We start from the raw sequence: 22,506 nt of genomic DNA, 5'->3' as shown, positions 1-22,506 counted from the left end.
GTGACATGGACATCCCCTTCCTCAACCTCCAGGCCATCAACGCCCGCCACGCCGACGAGCTGAAAGCCGCTGCCGCGCGCGTGATCGATTCGGGCTGGTACATCCTTGGTCAGGAGCTGGCCGCGTTCGAACACGAATTCGCCCGCTACTGCGGCGCGCGCCGTGCGATCGGCGTGGGCAACGGGCTGGATGCGCTATCGCTGATCCTGCGTGCCTACAAGGAACTGGGCGCGTTGCATGATGGCGACGAAGTGATCGTCCCCGCCAATACCTTTATCGCCAGTTTCCTCGCCATCACCGAAAACCGCCTCGTGCCGGTGCCGGTGGAACCCGACCCGGCCAGCTTCAATATCGATCCCCTGCGCGTGGCGGCTGCGATCGGTCCGCGCACGCGCGCGATCATGGCGGTACATCTGTACGGGCAATTGGCCGACATGCCTGCGTTGGCCGATATCGCCGAGCGCCATCATCTGCTGCTGATCGAAGACGCCGCGCAAGCGCATGGCGCGGCAAGCGATGGCCGCAGGGCAGGAGCGTTCGGGCACGCCGCGGGTTTCAGCTTTTTTCCGGCCAAAAATCTTGGCGCGCTGGGCGATGGCGGTGCCGTCGTCACCAATGACGCTGTACTGGCGGACCGTGTGGCGGCGTTGCGCAATTACGGTTCGGAAATGAAATACCACCATCTTTATCAGGGCATCAATTCGCGCCTGGATGAGTTGCAGGCAGCCTTGCTGCGCGTAAAGCTGAATTATCTCGACGACGACATCGCGCATCGCCGCCATATCGCGCTGCGCTATCGCGAAGGCATCCATCATCCGCACATCCAGCTGCCGATCGTGCAGAGCGAAGAGCAGCACGTATGGCATCTGTTCGTGGTGCGCTGCGCGCAGCGCGATGCCTTGCAGCGGCACCTGCAGGCGCACGGCATCCAAGCCCAAGTGCATTATCCGATACCGCCGCATCGGCAATCGGCTTACCCGGCGTTGCGCGGCTTGCCACTGCCGTTAACGGATCGGTTGCACCAGGAAGTGCTGAGCCTGCCGATCGGGCCGACGCTGCGCGACGAAGATGCCGATCGTGTTATCGCCGCCTGCCAATCCTTCGAGTACCGTGCATGAATATCGTGCGCGCCGGCTTCTATTCCAGCATCGCCACCGCAGCGCGGTTGTTGACCGGCCTGGTGGTGATCAAGCTGGTGGCCTGGCTGGCCGGACCGGAGGGCGTGGGCAAGCTGGGGCAATTCATGAGCCTGATGTCGCTGCTGGCAGTGCTGGCCGGCGGTGGCATCAGCGCGGGTATCGTGAAATACGTGGCGGAATACCGTCACGATGCGCAAAAGCTTTCGCGCTTGCTGGCGGCAGCCTTGTGGTACGCGCTGATTGCTTCCTGCCTGATGGGTTGCGCGGCGTTGCTGCTGAGCAGGCAGCTGTCGTTGTGGTTGCTGGGCGATGTGCGTTACGAAAACCTGATCCGCCTGCTGGCCATCGCGCAGTTGGGCATTGCCCTGGCCAATTACATCCTGGCGGTCATCAACGGTTTCATGGACGTGCGCCGGCTGGCGTTTATCCAGGTGCTGGGTTCGGCGCTCAGCGTGGCGATGGCGGTCGGGTTGTCGCATTGGCTGCATTTGTACGGCGTGCTGCTGGCGATGGTGGTGGGACAGCTGCTGTTGCTGCTGGTCGGCCTGCCGGTGTGGCGGCGCAGTCCGTATTTCCAGCGCAGCATGCTGCGCATGCATTTTGACCGCGAGATGAGCGCGAAGCTCGCGGCGTTCTCGGTGATGACGCTCACCTCGGCCTTGTTGCCGCCGCTGATCAATATTGCGGTACGCAATCACCTGGCGTTGCAGTTCGGCTGGGATCAGGTCGGTTACTGGCAGGCGGTGAGCAAGGTGTCGGATGCCTACCTGCTGTTCCTCACCACTGCCATCAACATCTATTACCTGCCCAAGCTTGCTTCAACGCATGAGCGCGCCTCGCTGGCGGCTGAGCTGCGTAATGCCTATCGCATTCTGCTCCCGGCGGTCATCCTGTTGGCAGCGCTGGTGTATGTGCTGCGCGGCTGGGTGACGCGCATATTGTTCAGCGCGGATTTCTCGGCAGCGAATGCGTTGTACGGGCCGCAATTGCTCGGCGACGTGCTCAAGATCGCCTCGTTCATGCTGTCTTATCTGATGCTGGCCAAGGCCATGACGCGGCTGTTCGTGATTTCCGAATGCGTGTTTGCGCTGAGCTACCTAGCCCTGGTTTACGTGTTCACCGCATCCTTTGGGCTGATCGGTGCCATGTACGCCTTCGCGGTCAATTACCTGTTCTATCTCGTGTTCAACGTGGTCGTTGCGCGACGTTATCTGGGGGCGCTATGACGACGGCAGCCACGCCGCTGGTATCCGTGCTGATTCCGGCCTACAACCACGAGCGCTTCGTGGAGCGCTGCCTGGACAGCGTGCTGGAAGATACGTATCCCGCCAAGGAGATCGTCATCATCGACGATGGCTCCGCCGACCGCACCGGCGAACGCATCGCCGGATGGGCGGCGCGGTACCGTCATCAGCTGCGTGTGGAATACGTGCGTCACGATGAAAACCGCGGCATCGCGGCGACCTTGAACGAGCTGGCGGCGCGCGCGCATGGCGAATTCCTGCGGCTGGGTGCCAGCGATGATTATCTGCTGCCGGGTGGTTTGTTTGCGCTGGTGAACTACCTGCAGGCGCATCCGCGCAAGCATGCGGTGATCGGCGATTCCATCGTGGTGGACCAATACGGCAACAAGCTGCACGACAGCGGCATGCGCGATCTGCACGGTGCCGATAAAAGCCTGTACCGCACGGACGAGGGCATCCGCCGCGCGGTGATCAGCCAGTGGGCGATCGGCGGTCCCGTCGCCTTGCTGCGGAAAAGCGCGCTGGAAACGGTGGATCGCTGGACCGAAGGGCTGCGCATCGACGACTGGGATTTCTTCCTGCGCCTGGCAGCGCGTGACGCGCTGGGCTTTATCGATATGCCGGTCTGCGCCTATCGCCTGCATGGCAACAATGTCAGCAAGACGCGGCATACCGCGACGCGCATCGTGAATCTCACCGAATCGTGGCAGGTCGCGCGGCGCCGGGCGGAGATGTTCGACGAGCCTTACCGCAGCCTGCTCAAGGCGCAGTCGCACTACATCAGTGCCAAGGTCGCTTTCCTGCAAAAACGCTCCCTGCTGCTGGGTTGTCATTTGCTGGCGTATCTCTCGCTGCTGCTTGCCTCGAAAGTGCGGTTGCCGCCCGCGGGCAGGTTGGTGGAAAAGACATGAGCAAGCTGCTGCGACTGCCGTCGACCTACCTGGCTGTGCCGATCCTGTTGGCATGCGCTTGCACGCTGCTCAGCTACGAGCTGCCGGGTGATTACCTGGAGGGCATGTTGCTGCTGGTGGCGACGGCGCTGGGTGTCGTGCTGTTCGACGTGTTCGCTGGCCCGCGCTTGCCGCCCGTGCCAGTGTTTCGCGCGCGCTGCTATGCAGGTACGCGTGAATCCTTCGTGGCCATGGCGTATGCCGCAGGCATCATCGCGTTCTGCTTGCTGGACCTGGCACTGTTTCCCATTCCGTTGCTGGTCGATCCTTCTTCCTATGCCACGATGGAAGGCGGCCATGAGCACATTCGGCATATCTCCGACATGTGCTGGACCTTGCCGCCGATCGGCATGCTGTGCGCTCGCCGCAAATGGCTGCGCAATCTGCTGGTGTTTATCGGCGTGGCGTTTCCGGTGCTGGTGATCGATCGCAATCGCCTGTTTGCATCGCTGTTTTCACTGGCCTTCGTGGTGGTCTTGCGTCGTGATACGAGCAAACCCTTACCGTGGAAAGCGGTGACGTTGATCGGCGTACTGGGCGCCAGTGTGTTCTCGGTGCTGGGCATCTTGCGTTCTGGCACGTTGGATACGGTGGCCTTGCCGTTCAGCGATGCGTATCGCGCGATGCCGTCGGGCATCAAGTGGCTGCTGCTGTATATCAGCGCCGGTCCGTACAACTTCGGCGCTATCCTCGCCAAGCATTACGTCAACGCGACGTTCCTGATCAATCAGCTGGTGCCCGGTGCGGGTTCGATTGCCACCGCCGGCACGGATATCCCACTGGATGCACCGAACATCAACGTCGGCACCGAGTTCCTGCCGTTCCTGATGGCGTGGGGGCCGGCGGGCGCGGTGCTGTCGATGGTGGGCATGTACGCCTTGCTGGCGTGGAGCGTGCGCCGCGTGCAGCCGGCCGCATCGCTGTTTCCGTTGCTGATTTTCCTGCGCGTTTCCTACTGCTGCGTCATGTCACCGTTCGCCCCGCAGGCTTACACCTGGAGCAGCGCCGGCTTTATCGGCGTGTGCCTGGTGTTGCAGCTGTTGGCAGCATGGCTGCCGAGCAGGGCGCATGTCTTGCATCTCCACTCTTGAGCCTGAAACCCATGCAAAAAGAAGACATCTACCTGATCGACATGTGGCGGCTGCTACGCCGCGAATGGCTGTGGTTTCTGGCCGTGTTCGTAGTGGTATTGCTGGCTACATTCGCGTACATGCGTAGCGCCAAGCCGCAGTGGCAGGCGGATGCGTGGATTCGCATCGGCCAGATTGGTACAGCGCCGGGCGGGCAGGACCCCAAAATCGAGCCGCTGCAACGCGTGCTCGAACGCCTGCAACTGATTCCGTTCCAGAACCAGGTGCTGCAAAGCATCGGCTTCATGCCGGATGCGCCGGAGGCGAAGCTCTATCGCAAAAGCCTGAAAGTGGAGCCGCTGCCGTATGCCGGCCCGCTGGTGAAGCTGAGCGTGCGTGCCCATTCGCCACAACAGGCGCGCCAGCTGGCCGAGGCAACCGTAGCCGCACTGCAGGTGATTCACCGGGACATAGCAGTACCGCAATTGCGCCTTGCCCATCAGCGCCTGGACGAAGCCCAGCGCGATCTGCAGAACGTGATGACCGAGCGGGACCATCTGCAACAGACCGTCGCGCAGAGCAAGGACAACTTCGCCAGCCTGTTGCTGATGAGCAAGAGCGACGAACTCAGCGACTTGCAACAGACGCGCGACGACCTGCTCAATCGCCTTGGCGATGCCTACACCTATGACACCGCACTGATGTGGCCGGTGTACGTGCCCGATCACACGGCGTTTCCCAATCCGGTACTGATCTGGGGCATGGGCGTAGTGGGCGGCTTGTTCCTGGGCGTGGTCGCCGCGGTGGGCAGGAATGCGTTGCGGCGCAGGGCGGCTATGCAATCGGTAGGTTGGGCCAACGCAAGCTAGTCAGGCATCGGCATGCAAGCAACCGTAGGCTGGGATGGCATGCAGGTTGGGGTGCGAACCCCAACATCGCGATGCGTGGGAGATGGCAATGTTGGGGTTCGCACCCCAACCTACCGGCTCCACACGTAGGCTGACATCCCAGCATTCATAGGCATGACGATGCTGGGATGTCATCCCAGCCGACAGAGCCCTCTGTCCGGAAGGAAGAGGGCTTTTTTCATGCCCATTCAACCAAATCCGCCCACATCAGCACTCACGACGTGCCCCATGCCAACCCGGCGGAGACCGAAGTGAGTCGTACCTACCAGCTAGAAGCAGGAAGCCAGGCCGCCACGCTGAATGAAGCGCAGCTGCTCGACACCCAGCGCGCATTCGACAGTGTGGCCGCCGATTACGACGGCCCCCGCGGCAACAACGACCTGATCCAGCGCATGCGTCTCACCTTGTGGGACACCGTGCGGCGCGAAGTGCCGAACGGCTCGCGCTTGCTCGACTTAGGTTGCGGCACGGGAATCGATGCCGTGGAATTTGCATCGCGCGGTTATCACGTCGTGGCCAGCGACTGGTCGCCGCGCATGGTGGAACGCACGCAGGCGCGTGCAGCCGCGGCAGGTGTGGATGCGCAGGTATCGGCGGTGCACGTTGGCGTGCACCAGCTCGACCGGCTGGAAGGCGGGTTCGACGGGATCTATTCCAACTTCGGTCCCCTCAACTGCGCGCCGGACATGGTCGAGGTGGCCGATCAATGCGCACGCCTGCTGCGGCCCGGCGGCAAACTGGTGTTTTCGGTGATCGGCCGGATCTGTCCGTGGGAAGTGGGTTATTACTTTTTCAAGGGACGCTTCAAGCGCGCGGGCATTCGCGCCACGCGCGGCGTCACCGCCGTGGGCATGAATCGCCACACGATCTGGACGCAGTACTACTTGCCGCGCGAGTTCTATCGCGCGTTCGCGCCGCACTTCGATTTGAACAGCTATCGCGCGCTGAGCCTGTTCATGCCACCGCCGTACCTGGTGGACTTTTATCAGCGCCACCGCAGGTTCGGCGAATGGCTCGGCCGTCTGGATGATCGCTTCGGTGCATGGCCTGTGCTGCGCGACATGGGCGATCACTTTCTGATCGTGATGCAGCGGCGCTGAGGCGATGGAAGCGCTGCCAGCCAGCACTCACACCACCTTGTGCCACGCGGCCACGGTAACGCCGGAGAGTGTTACGCGCGCACTGTTGCCGATCAGGGCAGGGCGCATCGATGCTGCCGTCGCCACGTCGGCGTATCGCGTCGACCTGCGCGACCATCTGGTTTTCCCGGGCTTGATCAACGCGCACGATCACTTGCAAGTAAACGCAGTGCCGCCGCTGCCTGCGCATGCGACGTTTCCCAACAGCTATGCCTGGATCGAGGCGTTCCAGGCGCATTTTCAGCATCCCGAAGTGGTTGCCGCACTGCAGACGCCGAAAGCGCTGCGCATGCGCCACGGCGCGCTGAAGAATCTGCTGGCCGGTACCACTTGCGTCGCGCATCACGACCCTTGGCATCCTGCATTGGATGCGAATGATTTCCCTATCGCGTTGCTGCGCGACCACGGTTGGAGCTATGCGCTCGGCTGGTCCGGCTATGGGCCGCCGGTACGAGAGAGTTTTACTGCTACGCCCGCGGATAGCCCGTGGCTGATCCATCTGGCCGAAGGTACCGATGCCATGGCGGCCGCCGAGCTGGCGCAACTGGATCAACTCGGTTGCCTGGCTGGCAACAGCGTGCTGATTCACGGCGTTGGGTTGAGCGAGCAGGACATCGATCGCGTCATCGCACAGGGCGCTGCGGTGGTGTGGTGTCCGCGCAGCAATCTCAATCTGTTGGGGCGCACGCTCGATCCGCGCCGCCTGTGTGCGGCAGGCCGGCTTGCGCTGGGCAGCGATTCGCGACTGAGCGGTGCACGCGATCTGCTGGAAGAACTGGCCGGTGTCGTCGATGACTGTGATCTCGACTCGGCGCAACTGCTCGCGCTGGCGACGACACACGCGGCGCGCATCCTGCGCATGCCGGCGCGCGGCCACTTGTTGCCGGGTGCAACGGCGGACCTGGTCGTCGTGAAAGACCTTGGCGGCGATCCCGTGCGCAGCCTGGTGGGTATCGAGCGCAGCCGCATTCGTGCCGTCGTGCGCAATGGTGTGCCGCGCATCGCCGATCCGGATTTTGCCGATTGGTTTGCTGCAGCCGGCGTGGATGCCGTGCCGGTGATGCTGGATGGCCAACCGAAGCTGCTGGCCAAGTCCTTGGCGGAACCTGCCTTGCTAGCGTTGGAACCCGGACTCGCCTTCGCAACGGGGCACATCGAGCGTGAGCTTGCGACAGCAAGCGGGAGTTGCCCATGATGACCAGCGCACCGGTTCTTTCGCCGACCGAAGCCTATGCCATGTGGGCGCCGAATTATCCCTCGCATGCGCACAATCCGGTGATGCAAGCCGAAGAGCGCGCCATGCTCGCGCTGATGCCGGCGGATCTGCACGGCTTGAACGTGCTCGATGTGGGTTGCGGCAGCGGGCGCTACCTGTTGCATGCCTTGCGCCGTGGCGCATCGCGCAGCATCGGCGTGGATCTCTCCGCGGCGATGCTGCGGCGTGCGTACGTCGAGCTGACGGCATGCCAGTTCAATGCAGGTATTGGTTTGGCGCAAGGCGGCATGCACGCGCTGCCGGTGCTCGATACGTGGGCCGATCTCACCCTCAGCGGCTTGGTCGTCGGCCATCTGGAACACCTGCACGATGCACTGCGCGAACTGCGCCGCGTGACGCGTCCGGGCGGCGTCGTGTTGTGCAGCGACGTGCATCCGATCGGACCGGCGCTCGGCTGGCAGCGTGATTTCAAGCATGACGGGCAGCGTTATGCGGTGCGTCATACGCAGCATTTGTATAGCCACTGGCATGCGGCGTGTAAGACGCTGGGGCTGGTGATCGAGGATGTGCTGGAGCCGATGCTGGATCCGGCGGATATTCCGGCGGAGGCGAATTTCGATCGCACGGCGCTGGAAGTACCGGTCGCGTTGGTGTTTCGGTTGCGGCGGACGTTTTGATCATGCGTGCACGTTTCGGCTCGCTGCGCTCGCACCCCACCCCAACCCTCTCCTGCAAGCAGGGAAGGGGGCTGCTTATCGCGATGATGTGCTCCCTCCCCTGCGGCGGCAGGGGAGGGCTGGGGTGGGGTTGCTTGTGCTTTAGCGAGCAGATGAATTCATTGAAATATGCCTTGCGATGAGGAACACGCAGTGATTGACCAGCACCATCATTCGCATCACATAAAGCCTATGCCTCGTTCACCACGCACTCTCCTCATCAATCCCACCATCACCTCGCGCAGCAGCGCGCGCTTCCCGCTGTCGTTGTTGAATCTCGCCGCCGCTCTCGACAAGCATGGCCGCAGCGACATCATCGACGGCAACGTCGACCGCGATCTGCTCACCGCCACCTTGCACAAGATGGAGCAGGGCAACGTCGACGCCGTCGGCATCAGCGTGATGGGCGGCCCGCAGATCGCGCCCGCCATCGACGTATCCAAAATCATCCGCGAGCGCTTTCCGCACGTGCCCATCATCTGGGGCGGCTATTTCCCCACGCTCTACACGGACACCGCGCTCGCCGCGCCATACGTCGACTACGCCATTCGCGGCCAGGCCGAAGAGAGCCTGCCGGAACTGGTGCAGGCGCTGAGCCAGGCGGAGCCGAAGCTTGCCAACATCGGCGGTCTGTCGTGGAAACACGACGGCGGCATCGTGCACAACCCGAACCGCCGTTTTTCGCTGCCGGATAACGGCGTCGTGCTGCCATACGAGAAACTGGGCGATCCGCGCCGCTATCTCGCGCGCACCTTTCTGGGCCGGCGCACGGCGGCGCATCAGGCAGCGATCGGTTGCCGATTCCGTTGCACGTTCTGCGGCGTGGCGGCGATGTTCGGCGGTACCACCATGTTGCCGACGGCGGCACGGTTGGAGCGCGAACTTAAGTTTCTGAAATACGAACTCGGCGCCGATTCCATCCAGTTCTTCGACCACAACTTCTTCGACCGCGAGGAAGACATGGTCCCGCTGCTCGAAGTGATGGCGAAGCTGGAGCTGCCGTGGTGGTGCTATGCCCGCGCCGATGCGCTGCTGAAGTTGTCGGAAAGCTCGTGGAAGCTGGTGCGCAAGAGCCGCCTGAAAATGGCCTACATCGGCGCGGAATCGCCCAGCGGCCAGATGCTGAAGGAAATCCGCAAGGGCACGCGGCCGGACCAGACGCTGGAAGTAGCCGAGTTGTGCCGGCGCAACGGCGTGATTCCAGAACTGTCCTTCATGGTGGCGCCGCCGGAGAATACCGAAGAGGAAACCGAACACACCTTCGAGTTCATCCGCGAGCTCAAGCGTATCAACCCCATGTCGGAAATCATCGTCTACATCTACACGCCGCTGCCGGAAAGCAGCCGGCACGAAAAAGATCGCGGCAAGCGGCCGGGCATGGCGTTGCGCGATTTGAATGGCGAGCCGGTGGTGTTTCCGAAAACGCCGGAAGAATGGACGCAGCGCCAATGGGTGGACTATGCCTGCCATGCCGACGCGCCGTGGCTGACCGACAAGCTGCGCCAGCGCATCCACGACTTCGTCACCGTGCTGCGTTGCCGTTATCCCACCGTGCAGGACATGCGCTCGCCAACGTGGGCCAAGCGCAGCCTGAGCGCGATGGCAACGTGGCGCTATCGCTATCGGCGTTACGACCGGCCGTGGGAATTGAACCTGGCCAATCGGTTGGTGAAGTTGCGCATGCCGCAGGTGTCGGGGTTGTAGGTGTGTTTGGCGTAGATGGCGTACGTAAGCTGGGATGCAATCCCAGCATGAGGCGCGCCAGACGTGCTGGGATTGCATCCCAGCTTACGCGGGAGCGTTGAATCGAGATTTCAGGAGCACACATAGGTGCACGTCGCACAAATCAATTTCCTGTCACCGCCCAAGGAGCTCGCTGCTGCCGACGTGTTCGCACACTGGCCTTCGCTGGCAGACATTCCCGACGCTGCCGCCAGTTCCGGCATCAAGGTTTCGGTGATCCAGGCCGCGGCACGCCGCGAACGCGTCGTGCGCAACGAGGTGGACTATCACTTCCTGGATATCGGCCAAGCCAAAACCCTGATCGACCGCGGCTATCAGTTTGCCAGCCAGCTCGACCAGCTCAAGGCGGATGTGCTGCACGTGCATGGCTTGAGCTTCGGTGAGGATGCATTTGCCATTTCGCACTACCTGCCGCGCTTGCCGGTGTTATTCCAGGATCACGCCGATCGCCCACCGCGCTGGTGGCGGCGCCCGCTGTGGCGTCGCTGGTATGCCAACGCGGCGGGCGTGGCGTTTACCGCCAATGAATTGGCGCAGCCGTTCACCTCTGTGGGCGTGTTGAATGCGCGCACCAAGCTGTTTGCGATACCGGAGTCGAGCTGTCGCTTTGTGCTGGGTGATTGCGCTACAGCTCGCGCTGAAACCGGCTGCTATGGCAATCCATGCATTGCCTGGGTCGGGCATTTGAATGATGGCAAGGATCCGTTGACCGTGCTCGACGGCATCGCCGTGGCCACAGCCGAGCTGCCTGATCTGCAGCTGTGGTGCGCGTTCGGCAATGCGCCGTTGCTGGCCCAGGTGCAGCAGCGTGTCGCTGGCGATCCACGTCTGGCTGGACGCGTGCATCTGCTCGGCAAGTTGCCGCACGCGCGTATCGAACGCCTGATGCAGGCGGCTGATCTGTTCGTGTCCGGCAGCCACGCCGAAAGCTGCGGCTATGCCTTGCTCGAGGCGGTGGCATGCGGGGCGTTTCCGGTGGTGACCCATATTCCATCGTTTCGCGCATTGACCAGCGAAGGCGCCATGGGCGAGCTATGGCAGCCTGGCGATGCGGCGAAACTGGCCGATGCGCTGGTGCGTGCCGCCGGCAACCGGCCTTCGCGCGAGCAGGTGCGGCGCTATTTCGATGACAACCTCTCGTTCGCGGCTGTCGGCCGCAAGTGGGCCGGCGCCTATACGCACGTGCTTGGCAGGAGCGCACCATGAAGCTTGCATTGGTGCTGCCCGGTGGCGTGGATCGCAGTGGCGAGGTGCGCGTGATTCCTGCCTTCCTTGCCTTGATCGAGCGCCTGGCGCGCATGCACGACGTGCATGTGTTCGTACTGCACCAGGAGGCCAGGGCAGGGCGCTGGGAGCTGGCTGGCGCGCACATCCACAACATCGGCGACGGCTGGACGCGTCTGCGCGCCGTCATGGCGATACGCAACGAGCATTGCCGTGCGCCGTTCGACCTGGTCCATGCCATTTTTTCCGGCTCCTGCAGTTTTATCGCCGTGGCGGCCGCCAAGCTGCTGCATCTGCCGAGCCTGGTGCACATCGCCGGCGGTGAACTCATCGCGTTGGATGCGATCGGCTACGGCGGCCGGCGCAAATGGAAAGGGCGCCTGCGCGAAGCGCTGGTGTTGCGCGGTGCCGATGCCATCACCGCGGCGAGCATGCCGATACTTGATTCGTTGAACAGCCTGGGCCTGGACGCGCTGCGCGTGCCGCTGGGCGTGGACCTGCGCCGCTGGCCTGCGCTGGCGCCGCGCCGGCGCAAATCGGCATGCGCGCAACTGATTCACGTGGCCAGCATCAACCGCGTGAAAGACCAGGCCACGTTGCTGCGTGCATTGGCTTTGCTGGCCAAGGAAGGCGTCGAGTTCCAGCTCAACCTCGTCGGCGTGGACACGTTGCGCGGCCAATTGCAGGCGTTGACGAGCGAACTGGGTTTGCAGCGCTATATCCGTTTTCTCGGTTTCAAGACGCAACGCGAATTGCGCCCGATCATGGAGGCGGCGGATTTACTGGTGATGTCCTCCCTGCATGAAGCCGGTCCGCTGGTGTTGCTGGAGGCGGCAGTAGCCGGTGTGCCAACCGTGGGCACGGCCGTGGGGCATATCGCGGAATGGTCGCCGGCTGCAGCGCTGGCGGTACCGGTGGGCGATTGGGAAGAACTGGCCGAAGCGATACGCTGTGTGCTGGACAACGAACCGTTGCGGTTACGCATGGCGATGGAAGCGCAGCGTCGTGCATTGCTGGAAGATGCCGATTGCTCGGCGCGCATGTTTGAAGCGCTGTACCGGCAAGTGTGTCATCGCCACGAGCCCATCATTCACCCGGCCCGCTAGCGTAGGTTGGGGTGCGAACCCCAACATGGTGATGCCCGCTTGCATGGCGATGTTGGGGTTCGCACCCCAACCTACATGTCATCGCGCGTCGCTTGATGATATTGCTGACAGCTGCGGTCATCGCCGCGAGCCCATCATTCCCCCGGCCCGCTAGCGTAGGTTGGGGTGCGAACCCCAACATGGTGATGCCCGCATGCATGGCGATGTTGGGTTCGCACCTCGACCTACATGTCATCACGTGTCGCCTGATGATTTTGCTGACAACTGCGCTGCATACGCCGAACTTTCTGCGTGATTGCCTTCACACCCGCGCTATTTGGCGTCAACGAACGACGCGCCATGTGGTACTTACGCGTGCGAAGCTGGTTGTGCTTCAACAGGGGACAATAAGGTGAATAAAAAAATCGACGCGTCGAGCATCGAGGCCTGGCGCTTTTACCGGCGACAGCCGTATCTGTTCGCGCAGCTTCCGGAAGCCTGGCAGGCCTCGGTCGAGGTGAACTATGCGCAAGCGATGGAACGGCTGCGCATGCGCCAACGGCGCCGGGCGATTCCGATTTCGATGATGGCGACGTTTGCTGCATTGACGGCGGCGAAGGCAAAGGCCGCGCCGGCGACGACCTATACGGCGACCTTGACGGGTACGTCGGCGGATACGTCATACAACACATCCACCGATGCCAACGGCAATCTGGTGTACGCCTTTGCGAACGGGGACTCCGTCAAGGTGGAATCAGCCAACACCAACGTGTATGGCGTTGATATCGAATCATCCTCTTCGTCGGTGATCCTCAACGCCACGGCGGGCAATCTGTCCATCCTGGCTACCCGCGACGTGCCGAGTACCGGCACGACCGGTGGCGCAGCGGTCGGCGTGTACGCATCCAGTCCGCAGGGTGCTTCCAAGTCGGTCACCATCAATGGTCCGGTCAGCGTTACGGCCGTCGACAACAATTCCTGGACCCAGCGCATCGGCGGCACCATCTACGGCAATGCGCTTGCGTTGTGGGCCGACAACTACGGCAGCATCACCATCAACGGCGACACCACGCTGAAAGCGTCGACGCCGGGCTATGGCCATGTCATCTACCTTACCGGCAACGGCAGCAGCATCACGATCAACGGCAACCTCACCGCGGAATCCGACAGCAACAGCACGGATTACGCCATCGAGGGCGAAGGCCGCGGCGTACTGAAGGTGACCGGCAACGTCGATCTGACGGCGAATGGTGTGTATCCCTCGGATAACGTCAATGGCATCTGGAATGGCAGCGTATCGGCGCACACCGAAATAGACGGCTATCTGAAGCTGTATGCCATCGCCCATGGTTCCACCGTGATGGGCATTCGCAACAACGGCTACATCTACGTCGGCGGCCCCGCCACCGTCACCGCCATCGGCAACCGCAGCGCGTTTGGCGTCAATGCCGGCCATCGGTTGTCCAAGACGACGTTCAACGGCGATGCCACCATCTCGGCACAAGGGGGCAGCAGTCCGTTCGGTGCCACGACCGGCGTCTACAACAACGGCGGCAATGGCGGCAACGGCTACATGGTGTTTGGCGGCAACCTCGACATCACGGCCACCAACGGCACCTTCGAGGGCGACTCGGATGTCTACGGCATCAACAACACCGGCAACATGTCGTTGACAAAGGCCGGCAGTAAAACGCAGATCCAGGCGACTGGCACGCAGGGTAGCCATTCGGCGTTCGGTATCGCCAACTCGCTATCGCTAAACGTGGCCAGCAATGTCGCCATCACGGTCTCCGAAGTCGCGGGCGCCACGTATGGCGTCGTCAACTACGGCACGGCGAATTTCACCGGCGGCCTTTCCACTGCGGTGGCTGCGGGTTCGAAAGCGGCCAGCAACTATGGTGTGGTCACGCGCTCGGCCGGTTCATCGGTGGCGACGACGAATGTCAACCAAGGGACCAGCAACAACGTCACCATCCAGGGCGACATCCTTACCAATTCGAAGAGTGGCTTTGCCGGTGTTCTCAACCTCAACCTCGACACGTCGAGTTCTTGGCTGGATGGTCTGGTGTTGGCGGATACGGATGGAACGGTCGGCCAGGCCAACGTATCGCTGAGCAACGGCGGCAGCTGGATCGTCACCGGAACCGGTACGCTCAGCACGAATTTCGGCACGGGCACGCTCAACGTCGGTTCCGGTGGCGTGATCGACATGGCTGCCAGCTGGGGCACGTTCTCGCCCAGCAGCGTGCCGTCTTACAGTTTGCGTACGTTGCAGGTCAACGGCAGTGGCGCCAGCGTCAGTCTCGCCGATGGCGCGGTGTTTACGCTGTTGAGCGATATCCGCAACGGCCAGGCGGATGAAGTGGTGTTCGGCAGCGGCATCCGTTCGTTTTCGGCGCAGGGCACACAGGCGGTGCGCATTGCCTACGACCCGGTGCTCAGCAGCACCTCGTGGATAAATGCGACGATGTTGCAGAACGGCACCACGATCGCGGCCTCCAGCCCGATCGTGATTGTCGATGCAAGCGCGGCCGCCAATGGCACGGCGAGCTTCCTCGGCGTAAAAGGGCTGACCAGCCAGTGGAGCACCACGTATGAAAATGCACTGGTGCGTTTCTCGTATGTGCCGGACGTGCGCCTGAGTTCGGATGGCAAGCAGATAGTGCTTACCGGCATCGACATCCTGGGCAATGGATCGAGCGGCACGTCGGGCGGAAGCACGTCATCGTCTTCCAGCGGTGGCTCCAGCACCGTATCCGGTGGCACGAGCAGCAGTGCGGGTACGTCGAGCACGTCCAGCACAGGAACGACGGCGACGACAGGTACGGCCAGCACGAGTTCTTCCGGTACAGGCACGACAAACGAGGAAGGCACCGGCTCCGGCGTGGCGACTGCGGGCAGTACGACCGCAACGACGGGCAGCGCGACCATCATCACGCCTTCGACGGGTGTGCTCGCCGCCGGCGATGCCACGCTTGCGTTGGCCAATATCTGGCAAATCGAAGAACAATCCGTGTCGCGCCACAGCGAAGCGCTGCGCGCGGACGATGCATCGATGACCTCCGGCGTGTGGACCGATGTGGACGGCGGCGACTTCGTCGGCAATAGCGTTGATGGACGCACGTATCGCCAGAGCGAAACCAGCGCATCGTTCGGCGCGGAACAGCGCACGGATTTCGATGGCGGTCGCAATGTCGCCGGCCTGGTTTATACGCACACGCAATCACATGCCAGCCTGCAGGACGGCAGGGCCGATTTGCGCGCCGACTCTCTTGGCGCTTACGGCACCTGGGTGTCGAATAGCGGCGTGTTTGCCGATGTGATGGCTCGCGTTGGGCAATTGCGTAACAGCTATTCGTCGATGGATGCCTTCGGTACGTCGGCCGGTCGCTATCACACGTCTGCGGCCAGTGCGTCGGTTCGCGTCGGGCGGCGTTTTGAAGGAGCGCGTGGCGGTTATATCGAACCGCAATGGCAGGCGGCGTATGGCTCGATCAGCGGACATCATTACACCGCGAGCGACCAGGTTCGTTTCGACGTCAAGCAGAATCACAGCTTTCTCACCCGTGCCGGCGTGCTCGTGGGCAAGACGTTCGTGCTGTCGCCGGGCGTGACGGGTGATGTGTATACGCGCGTGTCGGTCATCCACACGGTGGGCGGCCAGGCCAACGTTACCGCATCGCTCGATGGCGGATCCGTCCCGGTAGACCTGCCGACGCATTCGGGCACGGCGGGCGAAGCCGTGGCGGGCGTGCACGTGGGATTGGGCCGCACATGGAGCGCGTTTGCCGAAGCCGGCGATACATCCAGAAACGGTGCCATTGCCGGCGGATGGCATGTAGCAGCAGGCGTGCGAATGAGCCTGTAGCTGGCAGCGTAGGCTGGGATGAAACCCCAGCATCGCCATGTGAAAAGCGCTGGGATTTCATCCCAGCCTGCGCGATCAAAACTCGCTTCGGTCTATACCCTCCCCTTCAAGCAGGGGAGGGAACCTACGTCGCCGAAACAAACTCATCCAGCGCCGCACGCACCACATACAACGTATCCATCCGCGGCACCGGCCGCGTCAGCCACGTCAGCAAGCGCCGCGCATGCTTCTGCCGCACCCAATCCTGCCCGCGCAACCAGACCTGCGTGCGTACCATGTCCGCCCGTTCCTGGCGCGCTTCCTCAGTCGGCCGCAAGCGATTCAACACGCAACGCCCAGCCTCGCCCAACGAGCGCGACCATTCGATGCCTGGCAACGGGCTCAGCCACAGTGCCGAGCAGGACACCTGCGTAAGCGTCTGGCGGCGTGACAACCGGCGCAGCAACGCCGTGCATGCCGGCTCCAGTTGCGCCAGTACGCTGCGCGGTACTGCATTGGCGTAATAGCGCGCTACCAGGTGCAGTGGCGGCACCGCCCACCAGGCGGGTTCGTGCCGGTCCCACAGCAGTTCCCAATCGCTGACGCGCATGCGCGTGGCCAGCAACGAGATGTCGTTCAGATGCACCAGGCGCAGGCTGCGGCCGCAGATATTGCCGGCGGCGTGCAGCAGCAGGTGCGCCATCAGGGCGCCGTTGGAAGGGTAGGGATTCAACCCTGGCAATGCACGGCGCGGAAAAATCCAGTGCGTGATGTCCACCGTGCGTATCGGCAAGCGTTCCTGGATGCGCGTGTGCAATTCGATGTTGATCGGCGTGTCGCGATGCTCGCCCAGGCCCATCACCGGTTCGCCGGTCGCAGGCTTGAATGTGCGATGTTTCCACTGCGTAAAGGACGCGACGTAGCCCAGCGATTGCAGCAGCTTGCTGGCTTGTTCCATATCTTCGGCGCGCACCAGCAGATCGATATCGGCCATCGGGCGTTCGCCCGGCGCGTACAAGCCGATGGCATGCAAGGCCGAGCCTTTCAAGGCGACCATCGCCACGCCGGCGGAGCGCGCTTCGGCGTCGATGCGCTTGAGCAAGGCGGCGATGCGCTGATGGCGCTGCTCGACGTGCTCATGCTGCGTTTCCAGAAATCGCCGCCATGCCAGGTTTTGCCATGGCGAGCAGCGGTAAAGCAACGGCGAGATGCCGTGCGCCGCGGCAGCCGCGGAAGCGAGGCGCCAATCCAGTTCGTTCCACGCCGGCATGGTATTGCCGGGATGCGCCAATTCCGTCGCCAGCGTTTCCGTGGTGCGGCGCAGGCCTTCTTTAACAGTTTTGAGCGGCGGCAGCATGGCGGATCGTCACGATGGGTGAGGTGGCGTGTTCGGTGCGATGCGCGTATTCGTTCGCAAGCAAGGCATCCCATTGCGCATCCAGCGCGGCGCATGCCTGGGCGTCGTGCGCATCGCGCGATTGCCGCAGTGTGACTTGTGCGTGCAGCAGATCGCGGAAACGGCGATAGAACTCCGAGTCGTAGGCGCCGCGGAACATCATGGCAAGATCGCCGCTGTCGTCCCAATGGGTTTTCTTGCCCAGCTGCGCCTTTACTTGCTCATAGAATTTGGTACCGGGCAGGGGGTAGGAAACGCTGACACCGATGTCGTCCGGCGCGGCCTGCGCCACCAGTTCGCGCGTGGCGAGCAGATCGTCCAACTGCTCGCCGAGGTAGCCCAGCTGGATAAAAAAGCCCACGCGAACGCCGCGGGTTCCCAACCGTTCGCGTGCGGCAATCAATTCCGGCACTCGCGTGCCTTTGTTCATGGCATCCAATACGCGCTGGCTGCCGCTTTCCGCGCCGATCCATGCTTCGGCGCAACCGGCCTGCGCCAGTGCATCGGCCATGCGTTCGCTGATCAGGTCGGCGCGGGTTTGAATGGTGAACGGCACCGAGCCGTCGGCTGCGCGCAGATGCTCGGCGAACTCGGTGACCCAATCGATGTGGAAGCCGAAGATGTCGTCGGCCATCCAGATGTGATCCGGCTGGAAGGTCTGCTTCAGGTACGTCATTTCGGCAGCCATGTCCTGCGCGCTGCGCTGCTTGTAGTGGTTGCCCCAGATCGGCTTGGCGCACCAGGTGCAGCGGAACGGGCAACCGCGCGACGCGGCCATGTTGAGGCTGAAGTAACCGTGCCGCTCGCGCCACATGGTGCGATAGCGGCTGATGTCGAGCAGATCCCACGCGGGCCGCAGCGTGAGCCGCGGATCGGGCGGCACCACGCCGATGCGCGTCACGTGTGTCTTTTCGCTGACCACGGTGGCGACGCCGGTGATGTTGGCGGTCCAGCTTGCGTTGTCGATCTCGGGATCGCGCGCCAGGCGGCTGATGAGTTCGTTCAAGGCGGCGATGCCTTCGCCGATCAGCACGGCATGCGCGCCGGCGGCAAGGAACGCTTCCGGCTGATCGGAGGCGTCGGAGCCGGCCACGATCACGCGCACGCCGCGCGCACGTGCTTCGCCGATCATGCGGCAGGCGGCGTCGCGCATCACGCTCAGGCACATCTTGGTGAGGTAGTTGAAGTTGTCTTCGTAGAAGACCACCACGTCCGGTTGCGCAGCGTGCAAGGAGGCGGCGTAGTCTTCGACGCCTTCGGCCAGCATGGCATCGAACAGGCTGACCTGGTGTCCCATCTGCCTAAGCCAGGCGGCAATCTGGATCGTCGCCAGCGGGGGATAGGGTTTGCCGCGCTCCCATTGTTTCCGGTCGTACCGCAGGAAATAGGAGTGGCCGACCTGAATTTTCAGCATGTTATTTAGCGCCTCATGGTCCTGGGGAAACGCGGCGGGTGCAGTGCTGCGTGCCAGTGAGTGCGCCATGGCAGGTATTCGGTTGCCGCAACCTTTGCCAGTTGTGAGCGCACTCACGGCGGTCCCCATCGGCTGCCACGGATGCGTTCGATCAGCATGGCCTTATCTCCCCAGTCCGCCGCCTGCGCGCTTTGTGCTGATCCATTCAGCGAGCGCTTGCCGCAGCCGCTCTCGGTGCACAAGCAACTGCTGGGCGGTCGCTTCCATTTCGAAAGCAACAGCCAGCCGTTGCTGGACCTGGTCGAGGCCGCGTATGGCGATGTGCCGCCGCACCGCCTGCCACGGGTGACGCCCGAACTGCGTATCGAATTGCGGCTGGTGCCGGGGCGATCTTTAGCGGATGCGCACGAGCCGCCACCGGTGCAGATGCAATCAGGCATGGAGATCCTGTTTGGCGTGATCAACGCCGTGAACTACGTGGCGATTTCGCCAAGGCAGCGACAGGCATTGGTGGTGGCCTCCGAAGACATGCTCGCGTTTCCGTATCATCTGCGTTACGAGCTGATCGAGTTTGCCGTGTACGTGCTGGCCGCGCGTTGCCTCGGGCTGGTGCCCTTGCATGGCGCGTGTGTGGGCAGGGACGGGCGCGGCGTGCTGTTGCTGGGCGACAGCGGCGCTGGCAAGACGACGTTGGCGTTGCATGGCTTGCTGCACGGTTTGGAGTTTCTTGCTGAGGACGCCGTGTTCGTGCAGCCGGAAAGCATGCTGGCGACGGCGGTAACCAACTATGTGCACGTGAAAAGCGATGCGTTGCGCTTGATCGACGATGAAGGCGCGCGGCGCTGGATCAGGGATTCACCGATCATCCGGCGGCGCAGCGGGGTGGAGAAATACGAAGCGGATGTGCGGCTGGCACGTGGACGAGTGGCCACGTCACCGCTGACATTGATGGGCGCGGTGTTTGTATCGTCTGAGACGGCGAATGATCCTGCCGCCTTGTTGCAGCCGATTTCCAAACACGCGATTGCCGAGCGATTGGACGCGGACCAGGCGTATGCGGCAGGGCAGCCGGGTTGGCTGTCCTTCCGGCACAAGCTGGTGGAGATGGGTGTGCATGAGTTGCGGCGCGGGATGCATCCGGGTGCGTCGGTTGAGGCGATCTCCGATTTGCTTGATCGGAAGGGGGGCTAGTCGTGGAGTGCTTGAGCCGCCGCATGATCGACGTGCTGAATGCCGGCCTCGATGCCGGTTCAGCGCGCACCGTCATTCCGGCGAAGGCCGGAATCCAGTTCAAATACATAGTGCGCAGCACGCCTTACTTTTTTATATCGAGTGCTGCGCACACCATCGTTGCACTGGATTCCGGCCTTCGCCGGAATGACATACGGCAGGGGAATAGCTTGACGCAAGTTCCAGGCGCTTCTGCCAGTGCGAGAAAAAGCCGGTGAGTGACGTGGACAAACAGACGCGCCACAACCATGCGTCATTGCGAGCACTTTTAGGCACGCTCAAAAACACAGACGTAGCGCAGATCATCCTCTACGTACTCCTCTCCCTCGCCTGCGCCCTCGCCGGCAGCGCCGCCGCCGTCCTGCTGGTGCCCCTGGTCCAACCCGGCCACCCGCTGATCCTTGGCGGCCACACCATCGACATCCACGGCAGCATCGAAACGCATGCGCTCCTGTTCGCCGCCATCACCGCATGCTTCGCCGTGCTGCGCTGGCAAGCAGCGCGCCTTGCTGCACGCCTGGCCAGCCGCTACGGCATGCATCTGCGCCGCGCGGTGCATGCGCGCCTGATCGATGCCTCCTTGCCATCGCTGGCGGATGCGACGTCGGCGGAAATCGCCAACGTGCTCACCTACAACGTCGAAATCATCACGCAGGGTTTCAATGCCTTGCTGCAGTTGCTGGTGGCAGGCATTACCGCGCTCGTCAGCCTGGCGCTGGCGTTCTGGGTGTCGCCGCCGCTGGCGTTGGCCGCGCCCTTGCTAGCCGTGCTTGCGCTGGCGACATCGCGCATCAGCAGCCGCAAGCAAGTCGCGGTCAGCCGCCAATACATCGCTGATCTCACGCGCCTGTTCTGGCTCAGCGAAGATTTTCCGCGGCGCCTGCGCCACGTGCGTTCGTTCGAGCGCGAGGACGCGGAAAAAGCCAGCCACAGCGATATTTCCGGCAGGCTTGGCCAAGGCTATCGGCACCAGCTCGACCTGATTGCATCCGGGCGATTGATGTTGGAACTGCTTGCGGCAGCCGGTGTTGCCCTCATTTTTGTGCTGGCTTATCGCCTGCATGGCGTCGACCAGGCGTCGTTGATCGCGGTATGCCTGTTGCTCGGCCGTTTGCTGCCTTATCTGGTATCCACGCGGCAAAGCCTGCAGCAGCTGCATTCGGCCGTGCCGGCGTTCGAGCTGTGGCAGCGTTACATGCAATTGCCACCCGCCCGTACGGCCCACGTGCCGCTGCACGGTGCGCAGATTGCCCGCACCTTGCATATCGAACGCGTGCAACTGGCACCGCCGCTGGCAGCGCTGGAGGTGCGCGATATGTCATTGCGCCCCGGCACGCTTACGTTGCTTTCCGGCGATTCCGGCATCGGCAAGACCAGCCTGGTCGACGTGCTGGCCGGCATGATGCGGCCGGGTGCTTTTGTTGCGCGTGCCGGCCAACGTGCGCTCGCTTTTGATGACTACCGCGAGCTGGTGCGCAACAGCGCCTACGTCAGCCAGAGCGTACGGCCGTGGCAGCGAACGGTGCGCGAATGCCTGCAATGGGCAGCGCCGGACGCCACCGAGGACATGCTGCGCCGTGTGCTGGTCGACGTCGGCCTCGACAAGCGATTGGCCGGATCGGAACACGGCCTGGATACCGCGCTGAGCAGCTCATCGAGCCGGCTGTCCGGCGGTGAATTGCAGCGTCTGCTGCTGGCGCAGGTCATTCTGCGGCAGCCTTTTCTGGCCTTGCTGGATGAGGCCACCAGCGCGCTCGATGCCGCATCGGAAATCGCCGTGCTGTCGGCGCTGAAGCGACGCCTGCCGCGCACGATCATGCTGGTGGTATCGCATCGCAGCAGCGTGGCGGCGGTGGCGGATCAATGCGTTGCCGTCGGCGCGGATTTCCATACGACGGTGAGCACGCCCGCGCATGCGCATGCATGACCTGAGTGCCGAGAAACTCTTCAGGCTCCCTCCCCTGCGGTAGCAGGGGAGGGTTGGGGTGGGGTTGCCTGGGCTTTAGCGAGTAGACAAATGTTGTCGTGGATCTTGCCGATAAGAAGCACGCGATGACATCTATCTCGTCGCGATGTCTGCTTCGCGCCGCTCGCTGCGCTCTCACCCCACCCTAATCCCAATACTCCGAACTTAAGGTTCTTCCAGTCGCTACAGAACCCAAACCCGTCATTCCAGCGAAAGCTG

General features: G+C 62.9%; 17 protein-coding genes. 15 read left to right on the top strand and 2 right to left on the bottom strand.

Features of this window, described 5'->3' with window-relative positions; translation table 11 throughout:
• Positions 1 to 5 precede the first annotated feature (5 nt).
• The 12 genes from VJR68_RS16760 (at position 6) to VJR68_RS16705 (ending at position 16,302) form a co-directional block, all read left to right on the top strand.
• A complete protein-coding gene (locus tag VJR68_RS16760) occupies positions 6 to 1,118 on the top strand; it encodes a DegT/DnrJ/EryC1/StrS family aminotransferase (protein WP_324149616.1) in 1,113 nt (370 codons plus the stop codon).
• Positions 1,115 to 2,365, top strand: coding sequence for an O-antigen translocase (locus tag VJR68_RS16755; RefSeq protein ID WP_324149608.1), 1,251 nt, complete (start codon positions 1,115 to 1,117; stop codon positions 2,363 to 2,365). The genes VJR68_RS16760 and VJR68_RS16755 overlap by 4 nt, the downstream gene beginning before the upstream one ends.
• The gene (locus tag VJR68_RS16750; protein ID WP_324149606.1) at positions 2,362 to 3,294 is read left to right on the top strand and encodes a glycosyltransferase family 2 protein; all 933 of its coding nucleotides are present in this window, start codon (positions 2,362 to 2,364) and stop codon (positions 3,292 to 3,294) included. The genes VJR68_RS16755 and VJR68_RS16750 overlap by 4 nt, the downstream gene beginning before the upstream one ends.
• Positions 3,291 to 4,424, top strand: a complete 1,134-nt coding sequence (locus VJR68_RS16745; protein ID WP_324149603.1) for a hypothetical protein — start codon at positions 3,291 to 3,293, stop codon at positions 4,422 to 4,424. Before VJR68_RS16750 ends, VJR68_RS16745 begins: the two co-directional genes overlap by 4 nt.
• An 11-nt stretch (positions 4,425 to 4,435) precedes the next feature.
• Positions 4,436 to 5,272 carry a Wzz/FepE/Etk N-terminal domain-containing protein gene (locus VJR68_RS16740; protein WP_324149601.1) on the top strand — a complete coding sequence of 279 codons (837 nt, stop codon included), beginning with the start codon at positions 4,436 to 4,438 and terminating at the stop codon, positions 5,270 to 5,272.
• Positions 5,273 to 5,607: 335 nt separating this feature from the next.
• The gene (locus VJR68_RS16735) at positions 5,608 to 6,411 is read left to right on the top strand and encodes a class I SAM-dependent methyltransferase (RefSeq protein ID WP_324149614.1); all 804 of its coding nucleotides are present in this window, start codon (positions 5,608 to 5,610) and stop codon (positions 6,409 to 6,411) included.
• A 4-nt stretch (positions 6,412 to 6,415) separates the two neighbouring features.
• Complete coding sequence (locus tag VJR68_RS16730; protein WP_324149599.1) at positions 6,416 to 7,645, top strand: amidohydrolase family protein; 1,230 nt, start codon at positions 6,416 to 6,418, stop codon at positions 7,643 to 7,645.
• Entirely contained in the window at positions 7,645 to 8,343 is a 699-nt protein-coding gene (locus tag VJR68_RS16725) for a class I SAM-dependent methyltransferase (protein ID WP_324149612.1), read from the top strand. Before VJR68_RS16730 ends, VJR68_RS16725 begins: the two co-directional genes overlap by 1 nt.
• Before the next feature lie 231 nt (positions 8,344 to 8,574).
• Positions 8,575 to 10,086, top strand: a complete 1,512-nt coding sequence (locus tag VJR68_RS16720; RefSeq protein ID WP_324149597.1) for a B12-binding domain-containing radical SAM protein — start codon at positions 8,575 to 8,577, stop codon at positions 10,084 to 10,086.
• A 126-nt stretch (positions 10,087 to 10,212) separates the two neighbouring features.
• Positions 10,213 to 11,331, top strand: coding sequence for a glycosyltransferase family 4 protein (locus VJR68_RS16715; protein ID WP_324149595.1), 1,119 nt, complete (start codon positions 10,213 to 10,215; stop codon positions 11,329 to 11,331).
• A complete protein-coding gene (locus VJR68_RS16710; RefSeq protein WP_324149593.1) occupies positions 11,328 to 12,455 on the top strand; it encodes a glycosyltransferase family 4 protein in 1,128 nt (375 codons plus the stop codon). Before VJR68_RS16715 ends, VJR68_RS16710 begins: the two co-directional genes overlap by 4 nt.
• A gap of 391 nt (positions 12,456 to 12,846) precedes the next feature.
• Positions 12,847 to 16,302, top strand: a complete 3,456-nt coding sequence (locus VJR68_RS16705) for an autotransporter outer membrane beta-barrel domain-containing protein (protein ID WP_324149591.1) — start codon at positions 12,847 to 12,849, stop codon at positions 16,300 to 16,302.
• 124 nt (positions 16,303 to 16,426) lie between these two features.
• Here the strand turns inward: VJR68_RS16705 and VJR68_RS16700 are convergent, their stop codons facing one another.
• Complete coding sequence (locus VJR68_RS16700; protein WP_324149589.1) at positions 16,427 to 17,638, bottom strand: nucleotidyltransferase family protein; 1,212 nt, start codon at positions 17,636 to 17,638, stop codon at positions 16,427 to 16,429.
• Positions 17,613 to 19,160, bottom strand: coding sequence for a B12-binding domain-containing radical SAM protein (locus tag VJR68_RS16695; protein ID WP_414647808.1), 1,548 nt, complete (start codon positions 19,158 to 19,160; stop codon positions 17,613 to 17,615). Before VJR68_RS16695 ends, VJR68_RS16700 begins: the two co-directional genes overlap by 26 nt.
• An 87-nt stretch (positions 19,161 to 19,247) precedes the next feature.
• Between VJR68_RS16695 and VJR68_RS16690 the strand changes: the two genes are divergently transcribed.
• The 3 genes from VJR68_RS16690 to VJR68_RS16680 are packed head-to-tail and all read left to right on the top strand — an operon-like array spanning position 19,248 to position 22,248.
• The gene (locus VJR68_RS16690; protein WP_324149585.1) at positions 19,248 to 20,282 is read left to right on the top strand and encodes a serine kinase; all 1,035 of its coding nucleotides are present in this window, start codon (positions 19,248 to 19,250) and stop codon (positions 20,280 to 20,282) included.
• Positions 20,283 to 20,305: 23 nt separating this feature from the next.
• A complete protein-coding gene (locus VJR68_RS16685) occupies positions 20,306 to 20,539 on the top strand; it encodes a hypothetical protein (RefSeq protein ID WP_324149583.1) in 234 nt (77 codons plus the stop codon).
• Positions 20,540 to 20,544: 5 nt separating this feature from the next.
• Positions 20,545 to 22,248 (top strand): ATP-binding cassette domain-containing protein, encoded by a 1,704-nt coding sequence (locus tag VJR68_RS16680; protein ID WP_414647809.1) that lies wholly within the window; start codon positions 20,545 to 20,547, stop codon positions 22,246 to 22,248.
• Positions 22,249 to 22,506 lie beyond the last annotated feature (258 nt).

Origin of the sequence: Dyella sp. (assembly GCF_035277725.1) — a bacterium.
Lineage (GTDB): Bacteria > Pseudomonadota > Gammaproteobacteria > Xanthomonadales > Rhodanobacteraceae > Dyella_B.
Note: the sequence above shows the minus strand (reverse complement) of the source record. Positions and strands in the feature narration are given on the sequence as shown.

Excerpts from the sequence above, each read along its gene's own strand:
- VJR68_RS16760 (WP_324149616.1), top strand. The coding sequence starts at position 6 with ATGGACATCCCCTTCCTCAACCTCCAGGCCATCAACGCCCGCCACGCC.
- VJR68_RS16755 (WP_324149608.1), top strand. The coding sequence starts at position 1,115 with ATGAATATCGTGCGCGCCGGCTTCTATTCCAGCATCGCCACCGCAGCG.
- VJR68_RS16750 (WP_324149606.1), top strand. The coding sequence starts at position 2,362 with ATGACGACGGCAGCCACGCCGCTGGTATCCGTGCTGATTCCGGCCTAC.
- VJR68_RS16745 (WP_324149603.1), top strand. The coding sequence starts at position 3,291 with ATGAGCAAGCTGCTGCGACTGCCGTCGACCTACCTGGCTGTGCCGATC.
- VJR68_RS16740 (WP_324149601.1), top strand. The coding sequence starts at position 4,436 with ATGCAAAAAGAAGACATCTACCTGATCGACATGTGGCGGCTGCTACGC.
- VJR68_RS16730 (WP_324149599.1), top strand. The coding sequence starts at position 6,416 with ATGGAAGCGCTGCCAGCCAGCACTCACACCACCTTGTGCCACGCGGCC.
- VJR68_RS16725 (WP_324149612.1), top strand. The coding sequence starts at position 7,645 with ATGACCAGCGCACCGGTTCTTTCGCCGACCGAAGCCTATGCCATGTGG.
- VJR68_RS16720 (WP_324149597.1), top strand. The coding sequence starts at position 8,575 with ATGCCTCGTTCACCACGCACTCTCCTCATCAATCCCACCATCACCTCG.
- VJR68_RS16710 (WP_324149593.1), top strand. The coding sequence starts at position 11,328 with ATGAAGCTTGCATTGGTGCTGCCCGGTGGCGTGGATCGCAGTGGCGAG.
- VJR68_RS16700 (WP_324149589.1), bottom strand. The coding sequence starts at position 17,638 with ATGCTGCCGCCGCTCAAAACTGTTAAAGAAGGCCTGCGCCGCACCACG.
- VJR68_RS16695 (WP_414647808.1), bottom strand. The coding sequence starts at position 19,160 with ATGGCGCACTCACTGGCACGCAGCACTGCACCCGCCGCGTTTCCCCAG.
- VJR68_RS16690 (WP_324149585.1), top strand. The coding sequence starts at position 19,248 with ATGGCCTTATCTCCCCAGTCCGCCGCCTGCGCGCTTTGTGCTGATCCA.
- VJR68_RS16685 (WP_324149583.1), top strand. The coding sequence starts at position 20,306 with ATGATCGACGTGCTGAATGCCGGCCTCGATGCCGGTTCAGCGCGCACC.